The following is a 14,725-nucleotide window of genomic DNA, read 5'->3' on the forward strand; positions in this document are numbered from 1 at the left end:
TTAGTGTATCTACGAGCCATTTAAGACTATCACCGACTACGTACTCCTGATTACCAGTTCGGGTTTCAATATGTATTTTTTCGGCTTTTCTTTGAGTTTTCCGGAAATTCGTTTTATCAACGTTTCTGCTGCCAGTCGCCCCATTTCTGCAATAGGTTGTCTCACAGTTGTAATTTCCAGAACTTGGGCGATTGGAAGGTCATCAAAACCACATACTCGAACATCTTCTCCAACTTTCAGCCCCATAGTCCTTGCAACTTCTATTATTGGAACTGCCAAGTAATCGGTTGTTGTGAATATGGCGCATCGCTTAAACCTGTAGAATATGCGTCGCGCAACTTCAAACGTGCTTTCCCAGTCCAAGGGCACGTAGTAAACTTTATCGATACTCCTACCTTTTTTTTCGAGCGATTCCTGGAATCCTTCGAGACGCTCATCAAAAACAGTGCTTTCGAGTTCGTGGCTCTTTCTGTGCGTTACTACGAATATATCCATATCAAAATCTGCAAAGTAATCCCCGGCAATAATCCCACCGTAGTAATTGTCGACCATTATTGAGTCGTAATCATCTGACTCTTGTTCAATGCATACCACAGGGGTTTGGGGTTTTATGATATTACTTAACACCTTGTCAACATTTACAGCATCGACTATAAGCCCATCTGTGGAAAGAAGTATGTCGGAAGACCTCTTTAACGCCTCGTACTTTTTCTCGTTGTAAAGGGGATACAGCAGTGAAGAATAGCCGTATTTGAATAAGACTTCGTCAATAGCTGACATCAATATTTGATAAAAATCACCCTTCATTTCTGGGGTTATCACAGTTATTAGCTGGCTTGAGCCTGTTGACAATCTCCTTGCGTGTGGGTTTGGAAAATACCCAAGGACTTTTATCGCTTCCAACACTCTTTGCCTTGTGTGTTGATCAACATGGGGGCTATTGTTAAGGACTCTTGAGACAGTACCAACCCCAACTTTTGCATACTCTGCAACATCTTTTATAGTTACTCTTTGGAAACTTCTCTTTGTCTTAGCCATTTCAATATCCCTCTCCTCGCGATATCAAATGCAAGAAGCGTGCTTCTCTTTCGTATCATTTCCCTGTTCCCTCTCAAATGATGTGTGATAGTGTGGGTAAATGAATTGGATGAAAAAGCAAAGCAAACAGTTCCAACAGGCTTTTTTTCGGTTCCACCGGTTGGACCAGCTATGCCGGAAACAGCGACGGAAAAATCACTGTTAAGCAGGATTCTGACATTCTCAGCCATCGATTCTACGCATTCTTCACTCACAGCTCCATATGTGTTGATTATAGATTCTGGGACCTTTAATACGGAGCTCTTAATTTCATTCGAGTAAGCCACAACAGAACCTTTGTAAACTTTTGAAACTCCGGGGATATCAACGAATTTAGAAGAAATCATACCGCCGGTGCAAGATTCAGCAAAAGAAATCGTCAGATTATTCTCGTTTAGGAGTTTGTAAACCACATCTTCAATACTATCATCATCGGTAGCATATACATGTTCGCCTAAGGCATTTAGAAGTTCAGAAGCAACTCTGTCTATCTCTTCTTTCACGGTTATACTTCCAGTGAGTCTGACCTCGACGCCTCTTTCATACGATGCCATCGTTGCAACCGTGATATTTGGGTTTGAATAGATGATGTCTTTGTATTCGTCCATTAATACAGCTTCAGGAATTCCTAATGTCTTTATTCTTCTTGTGTAAAGCGCATCGTCACTTTTTATTGTTTGAGCAATGCTTTCAAAGATAGGTATCATTTCGGCGGGTGGACCTGGTAAAAGGAGAACGATTTTTCCGTTTACTTGTAACATTTGACCTGGAGCAGTTCCAACGGGGTTGTTTAACACACTCGCCCCTTCAATAACCATGGCTTGTTTTTTCACACTTTCTGGAGCTTTGCCGTAATATTTCAAAGCCCTCTCCACCAATTCTTGCGCAATTTTTTCGTCTGTAACAAGCTTGCGCCCAAGAGCCCGAGCCATTGCTTCTCTTGTTAAATCATCTTCAGTAGGTCCTAGTCCGCCAGTGGTAATAAGCAAATCTGCTTCAAGCAGACCTGCTCTGAATCTTTCAACAAGTATATCGAGTTTGTCAGGTAGAGTTTCTATGCGGACGACGTAATATCCCAAGGCTTTTAGTTTTTCGCTTAAGTACTTTGAATTCGTATCTACGATAAGTCCCTCGACGAGTTCGTTGCCTATTGAGAATATTATTGCGTTCCTCAAATACATCCCCCGCTTCGATTGGTGAGTGATTTAAAATTAAACAGAAAGAGCCATTAAGAATTATACCATAAAAAAAGAAAAGCTACACCGAAGGTGTAGCTTTTTTACTTATTAAATTTTTGCTTAAATTATGTTATTTGGCGTGCCCGGCGGGACTTGAACCCACAACCTCCAGATCCGCAGTCTGACGCTCTATCCAGTTGAGCTACGGGCACGTCTCTTCTCTAACCATTCAAAAATGGGTGATGAGACGTTTGTAACTCATCACCCAAGCTTTCGGTGTTGGCGGAGAGAGAGGGATTCGAACCCTCGGTGGAGAAACCTCCACACTTGCTTAGCAGGCAAGCGCCTTCGACCACTCGGCCATCTCTCCGCATAATCGTAAACAAGAGGTTTGCAATTGAGCTCTTCGTTAGTATCTTTGCGTTAAGATTGTACCACATACTATAAAAATTTCAAGAGGGAAAGTACAAAGAGAAAGTTGTGGTATAATTAAAAATGAAGGTATTATTTAGATAAATACAGGAGTCAACTATGTAAAATTAAATTTTGAGTAGAAGACGAAAATGTATGATCGATGTTGAATTTCTCGCGCTTTTTCATCATAGCAAATATCGTCCTTAGCAATTTGTGCGCTACACTCATCATCGCTTTTTTGTATACTAACCCTTGCGCTCGTTTTCTTTGAAAATATGCTTTAAAATATTCGTTGTGTCTCACTACATTCACACTCATCAGCCAAATTATTCGTCTCAGGTGTGCATTGCCCCTTTTGGATATACGGCTTTCTCCTTTGTGTTTGCCTGATTCATCTACGCTTGGGTCAAGCCCACAATAGGCAATTAGTTTTTTGTAAGTGCTAAATCTTGAAATATCGCCAACTTCGGCAAGAAAATACAGTGCGCTATTTTCACCAATTCCGTCAATGGACGTGAGTATTTCAACATCTTGATTAAGCGAAGCACATTTGCAATATTCTTTGAGCATCTCATCAAACTCATTAAGTTGCTGTTGTAAAAATCGAAGTTCCTTGATAGTTTGAATAAGAATCTTCTCTTTCACTGGCCAATACTGAGCGATGGAGTTGTTAGCAAGCTCTTTAAGAGTTTCTGGGGTAAGTTTTAACTTTCTACCGATTGTTTTTGAAAAGAAAACACGTAGAGAATCAATGGAGGCTTTTTGGATAGCTTTAGCAGAAGGGAAAGAAGAAAGCAAATCCAAGATAGCATCATTGTAGATGTTGGTCACTTTTTCAAGTTCAGGGAAGAGGAGAGAAAGAAGCTTTTCGATGTCGTTTTTGACTCTTGAGATTTGATGAGTGATGCTTTCCTTTTTCCTTGCAATATCCCGAAAATCTGAGTTGAGGAAAGAAGAAGTAGGAAGAATGTGATGGGTATAGAAGATGGTAAGAGCAATAGAGCGAGCATCGATTTTGTCAGTTTTAGTTTTCCTAAGCCCAACGGGAAGAGATTTGTTAACAAGCAAAGGATTAAGAACGACACAAGAGAAATCATTGAGAGAGAGGAAAGAAAGAAGGTTAAGATGGTAACAGCCAGTAGACTCCATAGCGATAAGGACAGAAGACTTAGGGAAAACGGAGAGCTTTTGAACAAAGGAGGAAAACCCTTGTTTGGACATATCGAAAGCAGATTCGAAGATGATAGAATTAGGATTTTGGATAGCACAGGCGTTGAACTTATGCTTGGAGATGTCAATACCGACAAAGATGGAGAAGTTTTGAGACATACTAAAACCTCCTTTCGATTGAATAGGTTAAAAGGCGAGGGCAGGGGCCTGCTGAACCAAACCTCCAGTGTGACGAGGGTTAAAAACCCAACCAACTTATCATGGTTAAAGGCAGGCGACAGACTCCCGTAATGGCTTGAAAGCCAAGGGACACTAAGTCGTCCTGCCCTGCCTATTTTTTGACTAAAATATTTATACCATACTTTTACGTAGGAGGGAAAAATATGAAGTTTGGAAAGCACACTTCTTTGCCAGAATTTTCTTTTCTTTCTTTCACTAAGTTATTTTCTCTTTTAATTTTGTCTCTCTTTATCTATGTTTACGCATATACAAATTCGTTTGCTGATTGGTATGGTTTGTCCTACATAAAGCCTTCCTTAGTAGCACAAAAGTTTATAGATAATTCTGCCCATGAACTGCCATCTTTTGACAACTTAGTCATCTATTATTCATTTGAATCAAATGCAAATCCCAGGAAACCATTGATAATTTCTAGTGGATTCACTCTGAAGAGTACTATTTTTAACCATTTACCGGTATCTCCGATAAGATACAGTGTTTTTGGAGCAAGTTATGACATTTCTGCGAAGCTGATAGAAACGTTAATTGGTAATATGAAAAAAGGCATCGTTTTTGGTTTTTCGGGAAAGTTAGGTATAAATTATGAAACGGTAAGTCTGCTCGTAGGGAACTCCCGAGATTTTGATGATTTTACAAAGAGTGATTTAAAACACTACAATACCGCATCAATTGTAAACTTAATTGGTTCAATAGAACTTTTCGTTCAATTACCAATGGATTATAAACACTTTCCGGATATGTTAGTGTATGTTGGATACAACATAGGTGCAAGTCTTTTTGGCCCATTTACACCGAACTTTGAATATATCGAAGGAGAATATGAAAGAACATTTAGTAACATCTCTTTTGGATTAGCAGTACGTTACAAATTCTAACTTCTTGCTTGTTTGTTGGACAATGGTCAAGGGTGAGTGTAAATGCGCCTGATTACACTGGAATTTAAAAGAGTTATCTCACGTCCTATTACGTACATAGTATTATTAGGCTTGCCGATACTTTTTATCTCACTCGGTAGTGTATTTTTTAATTCATTTGGTGCGGATAGTTTGAAAATAGGGGTTTACAGTGAAGACAGGTCACCACTTTCCAAATTTACCGTGGGAATTGTCATGTCTCTGTTCCATGGAGGGACAATTCAATACGTCGGTCCAGATTATGTTGAAAAACTTAAGAACGGGGAGCTTAATGCGGTTGTCATAATCCCAAGTGATTTTACTACATCGTTGTTTTTGGCAAGGCAGACGGAAATTAGGTATGTTCCAAGTCCTGTAGATACACAACTTTCGGCAGCAGCTTATCTTGTGTTTAAAAAGCTCTTCGAAGACTTAAGTGGTGGTCCATTTTTCAATCCAAAAGTGCTCCAACAGATGTACACTTCATCGAGTGTGCCTGCTCCAAAACTTGTTACGGACAAGGAAGTGAATTTTAGTCAAGTATTTGCACCAAGTTTGATTCTTTTGATAACCATGTTTGCTGCAATGTTGATAGGTGCAGGTAGTGTGGCTAATGACAAAGAACGTGGTCTATTTTTGTACTATTCCATCGGAAAGATAAAGCCTTATCATTACTATATTGCCAAGTTCACGACTACTTTTCTTATATCTTTCGTCGCGGGTTTGGTTTCCTATTTTGTCTTTTTGATAAATGGTTTTTCCATGAGCATTCTAGTTATCTTAATCATCATTTTATCAAATGCTCTGTTTCATACGGCTTTAGGAATAGCGATATCAGCATTTTCTCAAAACACCATGTCATCAAATCTTATCGCCGCAATTTTGGGTGTTCTGTTACTTTTCTCGAGCGGTTCGTTAATGCCTGTATCATCTTTACCAGAGTTAGGAAAGAAGATTTTGAATTTTGTCCCAATATATAAATCAGTCTACTTACTTCGCATGGCACAGCTTTTTTCAATAAAGGACGATTTCAAAGTTTTGATTACTAAAAATCTTTTTCTTTCGATCATAGGCGCCTCTATTTTTGGCGCATTATCAATTGTGTGCATTAAAAAAGAGTTTTCACCAAAAAAGAGTTAACAATTTGAGAAAAGATAAAAATACTAAGCATAAAAGAATGAAAAGACGGAGGGATAACCTTGGGAGAGATGGTAAAACTGATTTTTGTGCTATTGTTGGTAGTTTTAGTTGTTATCATTTCAGTAAATTCTAAGAGGCAAATTCCGTGGGATTGGCAGATTTCTCAGCACGTTAGTGAAAGTTCCGATACTTTAGCTCCAACCATTGCACAAAGCGTGCAATCCGAAAGTTCAGAAAAAGTTTCACAATCTCCAACAGCCTCAGAAACTTACACTCAATCCACAAGTTCTCAATTTAGCCTGCAAGACGCAGCTGGACAGACCGGATACACTGGCGACACAGAAAACTCAACGACCGCTGCCGAGACTTACGAGGTAAATAATACAACGGGCACACTGTTGATACCACTTGTGACTACCGCAACGGAAACTACCAACATGACTGGCTTGGACATATATAATGAACTGAAAGAGGTTGAACAAGCTGCTAGGAAATATATAAGTGGAGGTTTTAGAATCTCAACTCTCAATTCACAGTCGATTTATTCCAAAGGTTACATGAGTGAGTATTTGGCAAATAGATACGAAGTGGGTTACAAGCTTTCTGGAGAAGGGTACACCATATTCATTAAGCCAAAGTACGAAATTCCCGATAATGTTTTGGAGGAACTTGCAGGGAAACCTAAAATTCGGTTGGATGGACAAAGTGTAGTGTATGAGTTTTGGATAAGGGCTTACAGATAATGGTGGATGATAATTCACGGTAAAAAGGGGGAGGCTGAACACGCTCAGTAAAAGGGGGGAGCAAAATGAGAAGTCAAGTAATTGTTGCGATTGTTTTTGCCGTATTGGTTTCGACTATAGCTTTTTCCCAACTCATTATATCCCATGAATCGGGATTTTACGAGAGCCCATTCCAAGTAGAAATTAAATCAACGGTCGGTGGGCAAATTTACTATACTATGGATGGTACTGACCCAGTCATTGGTAATACAAGAACTGTTGAGTATGAAAGAGCTATACCTATAGTTGAACGATACGATAACACGCTTATTTATATTCCAACATCTCCTTTATATTGGAAAAAACCCGAAGGAGAATTCAAAAAAGCAACCGTTCTAAAGATTATCGAGGTTGTGAACGGAAAGGTTACTGATAGTGCCGTAAGAACATACTTTGTAGGAATACACCACGACTTACCAGTTGTTTCAATAATCACTGATCCCTCAAACCTTTTTGATGAAGAAAAGGGAATTTACGTCCCTGGCAAACTCTTTGATTCCGCAAACCCTGAGTGGAGCGGTAACTACCACCAAAGGGGAAGCGATTGGGAAAGAAAGGCCATTATGGAATATTTTGAAAATGGAAAACTTGTTTACCGAACGGATATAGGTTTGAGGATCCATGGTGAATACACTCGGAATTTCCCGATAAAATCTCTCAGGCTATATGCGAGGAACAGGGAAGGAGAGTTCACTTATCCATTCTTTGGAAGAATAGGTTACAAAAAGCTTATTCTAAGAAACTCCGGCAACGATTGGGAAGCGACGTATATCCGGGATTCAGCAGTGCAAGAAATCTTCAAAGGATTAAATTTTGACACACAGGATAATTATCCGGTTGTTCATTACATCAACGGAGAATACTGGGGGATAATCTATTTGATGGAGTATTACGATCAAAGATACCTGCAAGTAAAACACGGAGTCAGTGAGAAAAACACGGTGATTATAAATGGAGATTTGAGCATACAAGATGGAAAAGAAGGCGGTCAAGAAAGCTTTGTCAAACTCGCCGAATTTGTTAAGGACAACGATTTATCAAGACCAGAAAATTATTCGTATGTTGCGAGTATGATAGATATTGACAGCTATATAGAGTACAAAATTGCTGAAATCATAGCCGGAAATATGGACTGGCCCGGTAATAACGAACGGATGTGGCGAGTTTTGAAACCTGAGGACAAACATTTTGGTGACGGTAAATGGAGATGGATGATGTATGACATGGACCTTTCCTTTTGGGAGCCAACACATAACACACTAAAAGTTGCAATGTATGGTGACCCAAATGTTTGGGTTACTGTAACAGTGGGTGCCACATCGACACTCCTTTTCAGAAGACTATTGGAAAATGAAGACTTTAAGAAGAAATTCCTGGAAAGGTTCGACTATGTACTAAACGTGGTATTTAATGAGGATAGGGTTGTAAAAATCATAGATGAACATGCAAGTCGAATAAAGACAGAGATAGCCTTACATTCCAGACGCTGGGGAAAGCCAGAAATAGACAACTGGGAAAGTGAAATAGAGTGGATGAAAGAGTTCGCAAGGGAACGGAAGAGATATATAAGAGAATACTTGAACGCGATTTTTGGAACTGGAAAATGATTTAGTTACTAAACAAGTATGCAATTACACTGTTTTACAGTTTAGCTGCTTGTTTTACGACAATTTTCCGTATGACATTTTGCTCGTGGGGAAATTATAAAAAAGAATAAAAACGAGCAAAGATTAAAAAGACCGCCTTTTGTCAAAAAATTGTGAAAGGCGGTCTTTTTTTATCCATGCTGATTTCTAGGTGAAAAATCATCATCTGGAAAAAAAGTCTAAATCTTTAATTTTTAGCGAAGTAAAACTTTGTTGTTAATTGAAAGTTCGTATTACTTACATTATGATTTATGTTGAGTTGTTATTCAAGATAGAACTTTTGCCCTTCGAGTTTCTTTTTATTTTTTCTTTAATCCTCAAAATTTTGGGAGGTGTGGATTTCTATGGGCAACAAAAGGTCTGCTGGAAAGACAAAAGATTCTAGCAACTTATCTTTCCACGAAAGGGAACACTGGGGCAGCAAGTTAGGGCTGATTCTCGCGATGGCAGGTAACGCGATAGGTTTGGGAAACTTTTGGAGGTTTCCATATCAGGCCGCCAAAAATGGTGGCGGAGCTTTTATGATTCCTTATTTTGCTGCCTTACTGTTCATGGGAATACCTCTTTTGATAATAGAGTGGTCTATGGGACGATACGGTGGACGGTACGGATATGGAACTATAGGACCTATGGTTTACCTGCAGGCAAAAGAAGGTGCAAGTAAAAAGGTTGCTTTAGTTCTTGGTGCTTTAGCTGGAGCGATTGCACTCTCTGTTGTTGTATTGTTGAACTCTTATTACAACCATATCATAGGATGGACGCTTGGGTATGCATGGTTGACTGCAACTGGCGGATATATGGACCCTTCAGTTGATACAGTCTCATACTTTGTTCATTATATTCAAAGTCCTTCGTTGGTTTTCACTTTCTGGATAATTACCTTGGCGATATTATGGTATGTAGCGCGAGGTGGTGTTCAGAAAGGTGTGGAAAGGCTAGCAAAAATTGCAATGCCAACAATATATGTCTTTGCTTTGATTCTTCTTATCAGAGCACTTACACTTGGCTCACCTGTTAAACCTGAGTGGGCACCCATCAAGGGACTGGACTTTTTGTGGGCACCTCGATGGAATGAACTGAACTGGTCGTCAACACTTGCAGCGGCAGGTCAAATATTCTTCACCCTTTCACTTGGGATGGGTATAATTCAAAACTATGCTTCTTATTTGAAAAAAGACGATGATATAGTAACATCCGCGGTTGCTACTGCTTCACTAAATGAATTTGCAGAAGTAATCCTTGCTGGAACAATAGTAATACCCATTGCCTTTACTTTCCTTGGACCGGAAGGGTTAAAGAGTGGTGTAGGACTTTCTTTCATAGCCTTGCCGAATGTATTTAGAACGATGGTTGGTGGTAATGTCATTGGAACATTGTGGTTCTTGTTACTTTTCTTTGCAGGTATCACAAGCTCTATAGCGATGTTCAATTACTTGGTAGCATTTTTAGAAGAACAGTTTGGAGTCGACCGAAAGAAAGGTTCAAGCGTGATATTCGCACTTTATATACTCGCAGGTTTACCTATCGCGTTGGAACCAATCGTTACGAAAACAAGCGAACTATTATACCTCACAGAGCTTGACAACTGGGTAGGTTCTTATCTGTTAGTTGTTTTGGGATTGATTGAAATAATATCAGCCGTCTGGCTATTCAAGGAAAAAGGTTTAGAAGAAATCAATAATGGGAGCTACTGGAAGGTTCCAAAATGGTTCTATTCAATAGTCATGAAATTGATAACCCCGGCGTTCATAATTGTATTGCTCGTATTTTCAACCATTGATTACGCCAAAAATGGTTATCTAAAAGTAGTGCCAGATTTTGCGAAAAATTATCCAAACTTAATTCCATGGGTCTTTGCCGCAAGGTCAGTTATGGTTCTTGTGTTCTTACTTAGCTTCATTTTGATTTATAGGGCTCTGAATAATATGCAGAAAAATGAGGCAGGTGGGAAACAATGAGCACACCAGCACTTGTTTTTATGCTTGCCAGTTGGGGATTCATAATTCTACTCTCCGCAGCTTCAATAGGGACTATTTTAAAGAACTCTAAGAAAGCGAAATAAAAACTCCAAAAATGCAGCCGCCTTGCAAGGCGGCTGCAATTTAAAGACTGACCTTAATTACTTAGGTTGCAACGTTCCGGCGAAAACTTGCCAGACTAAGATTGTTTTTGAAACAAGGCTCAAGATGATGTAGACTTTTTCACCGTATAAATAGTCTTTCCACTTGCCAATCTTTTTATACTGCAAAGTCATATTTATTGGGAATAGGTTAAAGAAAATAGCGATACTGACAAATATCCAAATCACAAAGTCAGGTGGATTTGATCTGAGTATGACTAGGAATACCACTATCCATGGGATTAACCCAGCAAATACCCCAAAGTAGAATGGACTCCAAACGGTTTTCTCTGTGAACTGATTAATTAATTCCATCAGATATCCAAAGAGTATCATTGTTGCGTTGATTGAGAATATGAGTAGTAAAGTTCCAAAATCAGAGATACCTACGAGCATAGCTATGATGATCATCATGATGGAGGAAGAGATTGAATACTCTGCCCATCTGAATGGGTTAATACCTTTACTCAGGTCTTCGTTGTACTTTTTGTTGAATACCGTAGCAACTAATAGATGGAAAATAAACGTTATGAATGGGAAAGAAGCTATAAGATATGCAAGCTTAACATCGAAGAGATTTTCCACTGCTGGGATGAGACTGCGTGTAGTTTCATCGAATTTCAAAAATCCCCTTGTTATGGTTATTGAAAAGTCGTTTGCAAGAACTAATACCACTATTCCTTGCACAAGATGGAAAATTGCAGCAAACAGATTCATTTCCCTCAACTTGGTAAGTTCACCATTTTTCATCTTAATACCCCTTTTCGTATGTTATATCTCCGGAGGAGTGACCTGCACAACCCAATCCCCCGGATATTTGGTTTTGATTTCACTAATTAAATTAACAACTTTAGATACATTTGTGGTTTTAACAAAGAACTGATAACGATATTTGTTCGCAACTTTAAATACGGGGTGCTCAGAAGGGCCAAGTATTTCTATATACAGCTCTTCTGCGTTGAGAATTTCGTTGTAAACGGCGTCGATGGTTTCTCTGGCTATTTCTTCTGATTGGTTTGAATACATAACATGCACAATATCTGCGAATGGAGGATAATTCAATTCTCTTCTTAACGACAATTCACGCTCGTAATAACCTATAACATCCTGTGCACTTGCGTAAACAATTACGGGATTGTTCGGGTCGTAGGTTTGTATGATAGCTTTGCCTTTTTCTTTTCTCCCAGCTCTACCAATGACTTGGACAAGGAGTTGAAAAGTTCTTAATGGAGCGTTTATATCAGGATAAGATATCAACGCATCGACGTCAACGATTCCAACGAGACCTATTCGATAGATATCCAGTCCTTTTGTTATCATCTTCGTCCCTGTAACGATTTCCAATTTTCCTTCTCTTAAAGCTTCGAGGACTTTTTTCAGTTTTTCAGGAGTGTCAATAATTTCTGCATCTATTCGTCCAATATTTTTACCAGGGAAGAGTTCCCTGAGTTCTCTTTCTATCTTTTCAGTCCCTGTGCCTTTGTCTGTGAATAGTTGAGAGCCACAAACTGGGCACATATTCGGAACACCTTTTTCCAAACCGCACAGATGACATTTCAGCTTTTCGGAATCGGAGTGGTAAGTCATGGAGACATCGCAGTTGTCACATTTCACGGTGTGACCACATACGGCACATTGGACCCTTGAAAATCCTTTTCGACGGGTGAATATCAAAGCTGACATGCCCTTGTTTAGAACGTTTGTAATTTCTTCGTGAAGTGTCTTAGATATCGAAGGAGTCACTTTCTTTTCTTTCCTCATGTCGATGATTTCAACTTCTGGTAATTCTACGTTGAATCTCTTTGTGAGAACGTGGAATTTGTAGAGCCCATCCTTTGCAAGTTTGTAGGTTTCAAGATGTGGAGTTGCAGAGCCAAATATAATGGTTACTGGAAAGTGATGTAGTATCTTTCTCACATCGTAATATGGCTCACTGTTGTTGTAGTATCCTTCGTCTTGTTCTTCATCAACAACGACAAGTTTTAAATTCTTCAAGGGAACGAAGAGGGCACTGCGCGGACCAACGAGGATGTTTATTTCCCCTTTTACTGCTTTTGACCATATTTCTACCCTTTTTGCGTCTGTCTGATAGCTGTGATACACCGCGATGGGGATATCTGGAAAGTGTTTTCGCAGTCTTGCAATGGTTTGTTCTGTTAGTGATATCTCTGGCACAAGGTAAATCACATTACCAAAGTTCAGTGCGTGTTTAATAACATCTAAATAAACCTCTGTTTTTCCGCTTCCTGTAGGACCAAAAAGTAGGTGTTTTAAATGCGTTTTTCGGTCGTTTAATTCTTCTAAGATATTTTCTACGGCTTTGTGCTGTTCGTCCGTTAGCTTTCTTTTACTGTTAAGTTGTTCAGTTGTTTCGTTTGTAATTGGTAGTTCTGTTATTTCAACAACACCTTTATTTTTTAGTTGCACTAAAACACTTTTATCTATACCTTCGCCTTCCAAGTCGCTCAGTATTTCATCGACGGTTGATACTCCTTTTAAAAGCAAATAGTTTACAACTACCGATTGTTTTGAAGTCAATCGTAACTTTGCCAATTCTTCTGGGGAAGCTAAAAGCTTTACAAATTCTTCTTTGCCCCTTGGTCTTGGCTTTTTAGTTTCGAAATCGCGGAAAATTCTAACCAGCCCATTTTCGATGTACTCTTTTGCCTTGCTCATTTTCCTAAATTCTTCGTATTTCATCTTTGGAAGGTTAAACAACGGGTTAGCACTTTCAACAAATAGCGTGAAGTATTTGTCAAAACTGGGAGGGAATGATAAGTCGAACAACCGACCTATTGGATAACCCAGAGAAAGTGCACAGTCGATAAATGCATTTAGTCGGACACTATCTATGAATGAAATATAGTCACAACGTTCAATGATTTTCGGTACCTTAGATGAATTCAATCCTATTTTCTCAAAGTCAATAAGTTCTTTTATGTTACTCTTCCATATTTTTTCAATACTCTCAAACTTTTGAATCACATACGCCAAAGTCTTTTTATTTCTAAAAGATACCACAACCCTTTCTCCAAGGGTTATGTTTTCAGCGGAAGAGTATACGAACATCTTGTTCTCCGAGTAATTCGATATTGCTACAACGTAATACATCGTTACCTGCTCCTTTTGTTTGACTCTCTTGTTTTTTTAATACTGCGAAACTACTGCATCCGAAATTGTCTTTATCGTTTCCATTTTCTTTGTTGTGGAAGTGAGGTAAAAGCCATGGACATATGGTGCAAGCTTTTCAATTATGGAGATGCATTGATGAATTGAGTATTGTTCTAAATGTGCATCATTTTTTTGACGGAAGTATTCTTTTGGAACGAAGACGCCTGGGACTTTTGAGTAATGTTCAAGTTGTTGAAAGGATTCAAAAACCATGAGAGCGATGTAGATTTTAGTTCTTCTGAAAAGTTCTTCAGCTTCAGATTTTTCAAATAATTTTAAAATAGTCTCGGAATTGAAGATAGGTTGCGAGACGAAAAATTGGCATCCATTTTGCATTTTGAGTTCCATTCTTTCCAATGTCTGATTCAAATCTTTCTCAAATGGGCTGAAGACACCTCCCGCATTGAACGAGAAAGAACCAAAGATTTTCAAACCTGCGAGGTCTTCACCCTTTTCGTTCAGTAGTTTTGTTAGTTTGAACACATCGTATATACTAAAATCTTCAATACTCGATGAAAACGGATAGGTTCCAACCCTTGGGTCATCTCCGGAGAGAATCAAGAGATTCTTAATACCAAGCATGTGTGCAGCGATTAAATCACCTTCTATTCGAATTGCATTTCTCGTAGTTCGTGAAAAATGCATCAGCACCTCTAATCCCATTTCTACCAGCATATGAGCAGGTGCTATGGGAGATACCCTTGCACTTCCCATAGGTAAATCTGTGACCGCAATTATTTGAGCTCCTTGTTCTACAGCTTCTTTGCAGAAAGCTAAGTATTTGTCTGGGTTCGTTCCCCTTGGAGGAAGTGTCTCTAGAATAAACCGATAAGCAAAAAATTCGGTTTTATTTGTTTCATCCATATGGTAACACCTCGAGTACTAAGAGTGGGGA

General features: G+C 39.0%; 11 protein-coding genes and 2 tRNA genes. 5 read left to right on the forward strand and 8 right to left on the reverse strand.

From position 1 onward, the window contains the following. Positions 1–36: 36 nt before the first annotated feature. The 5 genes from FERPE_RS08890 to FERPE_RS08910 all read right to left on the reverse strand — a co-directional run bounded on the left by FERPE_RS08890 (position 37) and on the right by FERPE_RS08910 (position 3,998). Positions 37–1,038, reverse strand: a complete 1,002-nt coding sequence (locus tag FERPE_RS08890) for a LacI family DNA-binding transcriptional regulator (RefSeq protein ID WP_014452293.1) — start codon at positions 1,036–1,038, stop codon at positions 37–39. Beyond that, on the reverse strand, positions 1,005–2,252 hold the full coding sequence (locus FERPE_RS08895) for a competence/damage-inducible protein A (RefSeq protein ID WP_014452294.1): 1,248 nt from the start codon (positions 2,250–2,252) through the stop codon (positions 1,005–1,007). Before FERPE_RS08895 ends, FERPE_RS08890 begins: the two co-directional genes overlap by 34 nt. 138 nt (positions 2,253–2,390) lie before the next feature. Further along, positions 2,391–2,467: transfer RNA gene (locus FERPE_RS08900), tRNA-Arg, on the reverse strand. Positions 2,468–2,535: 68 nt separating this feature from the next. Continuing rightward, positions 2,536–2,625 (reverse strand) — tRNA-Ser (locus tag FERPE_RS08905). Positions 2,626–2,780: 155 nt separating this feature from the next. After that, positions 2,781–3,998, reverse strand: coding sequence for an IS110 family RNA-guided transposase (locus FERPE_RS08910; RefSeq protein ID WP_014450884.1), 1,218 nt, complete (start codon positions 3,996–3,998; stop codon positions 2,781–2,783). A 224-nt stretch (positions 3,999–4,222) separates the two neighbouring features. Here FERPE_RS08910 and FERPE_RS08915 point away from each other — a divergent pair, with 224 nt between their 5' ends. From FERPE_RS08915 to FERPE_RS08935, 5 genes are all read left to right on the forward strand, one after another. Further along, a complete protein-coding gene (locus FERPE_RS08915; protein WP_014452295.1) occupies positions 4,223–4,954 on the forward strand; it encodes a hypothetical protein in 732 nt (243 codons plus the stop codon). Positions 4,955–4,996: 42 nt separating this feature from the next. Continuing rightward, positions 4,997–6,112 (forward strand): ABC transporter permease, encoded by a 1,116-nt coding sequence (locus FERPE_RS08920; protein WP_014452296.1) that lies wholly within the window; start codon positions 4,997–4,999, stop codon positions 6,110–6,112. 59 nt (positions 6,113–6,171) lie between these two features. Continuing rightward, positions 6,172–6,855, forward strand: a complete 684-nt coding sequence (locus tag FERPE_RS08925) for a hypothetical protein (protein ID WP_014452297.1) — start codon at positions 6,172–6,174, stop codon at positions 6,853–6,855. A 65-nt stretch (positions 6,856–6,920) separates the two neighbouring features. Further along, entirely contained in the window at positions 6,921–8,501 is a 1,581-nt protein-coding gene (locus FERPE_RS08930) for a CotH kinase family protein (RefSeq protein WP_014452298.1), read from the forward strand. 383 nt (positions 8,502–8,884) lie between these two features. Then, entirely contained in the window at positions 8,885–10,498 is a 1,614-nt protein-coding gene (locus FERPE_RS08935; protein ID WP_014452299.1) for a sodium:neurotransmitter symporter family protein, read from the forward strand. Positions 10,499–10,659: 161 nt separating this feature from the next. Here the strand turns inward: FERPE_RS08935 and heR are convergent, their stop codons facing one another. From heR to FERPE_RS08950, 3 genes are read right to left on the reverse strand one after another with little or no spacing between them, the layout of a single operon-like run. After that, positions 10,660–11,409: a heliorhodopsin HeR gene (heR, locus tag FERPE_RS08940; protein WP_014452301.1), complete on the reverse strand. Its 750-nt coding sequence runs from the start codon at positions 11,407–11,409 to the stop codon at positions 10,660–10,662. A gap of 21 nt (positions 11,410–11,430) precedes the next feature. Beyond that, positions 11,431–13,770 carry a replication restart helicase PriA gene (priA, locus tag FERPE_RS08945; RefSeq protein WP_014452302.1) on the reverse strand — a complete coding sequence of 780 codons (2,340 nt, stop codon included), beginning with the start codon at positions 13,768–13,770 and terminating at the stop codon, positions 11,431–11,433. Between the two features lie 36 nt (positions 13,771–13,806). Then, positions 13,807–14,694: a methylenetetrahydrofolate reductase gene (locus FERPE_RS08950; RefSeq protein ID WP_014452303.1), complete on the reverse strand. Its 888-nt coding sequence runs from the start codon at positions 14,692–14,694 to the stop codon at positions 13,807–13,809. Positions 14,695–14,725: the final 31 nt, after the last annotated feature.

The organism is Fervidobacterium pennivorans DSM 9078, assembly GCF_000235405.2.
GTDB lineage: Bacteria > Thermotogota > Thermotogae > Thermotogales > Fervidobacteriaceae > Fervidobacterium > Fervidobacterium pennivorans.

Bases quoted from the DNA above. Each gene is read 5' to 3' on its own strand.
- FERPE_RS08935 (WP_014452299.1), top strand. From the start codon at position 8,885: ATGGGCAACAAAAGGTCTGCTGGAAAGACAAAAGATTCTAGCAACTTA.
- priA (WP_014452302.1), bottom strand. From the start codon at position 13,770: ATGTATTACGTTGTAGCAATATCGAATTACTCGGAGAACAAGATGTTC.
- FERPE_RS08950 (WP_014452303.1), bottom strand. From the start codon at position 14,694: ATGGATGAAACAAATAAAACCGAATTTTTTGCTTATCGGTTTATTCTA.
- FERPE_RS08890 (WP_014452293.1), bottom strand. From the start codon at position 1,038: ATGGCTAAGACAAAGAGAAGTTTCCAAAGAGTAACTATAAAAGATGTT.
- FERPE_RS08920 (WP_014452296.1), top strand. From the start codon at position 4,997: ATGCGCCTGATTACACTGGAATTTAAAAGAGTTATCTCACGTCCTATT.
- heR (WP_014452301.1), bottom strand. From the start codon at position 11,409: ATGAAAAATGGTGAACTTACCAAGTTGAGGGAAATGAATCTGTTTGCT.
- FERPE_RS08910 (WP_014450884.1), bottom strand. From the start codon at position 3,998: ATGTCTCAAAACTTCTCCATCTTTGTCGGTATTGACATCTCCAAGCAT.
- FERPE_RS08930 (WP_014452298.1), top strand. From the start codon at position 6,921: ATGAGAAGTCAAGTAATTGTTGCGATTGTTTTTGCCGTATTGGTTTCG.
- FERPE_RS08915 (WP_014452295.1), top strand. From the start codon at position 4,223: ATGAAGTTTGGAAAGCACACTTCTTTGCCAGAATTTTCTTTTCTTTCT.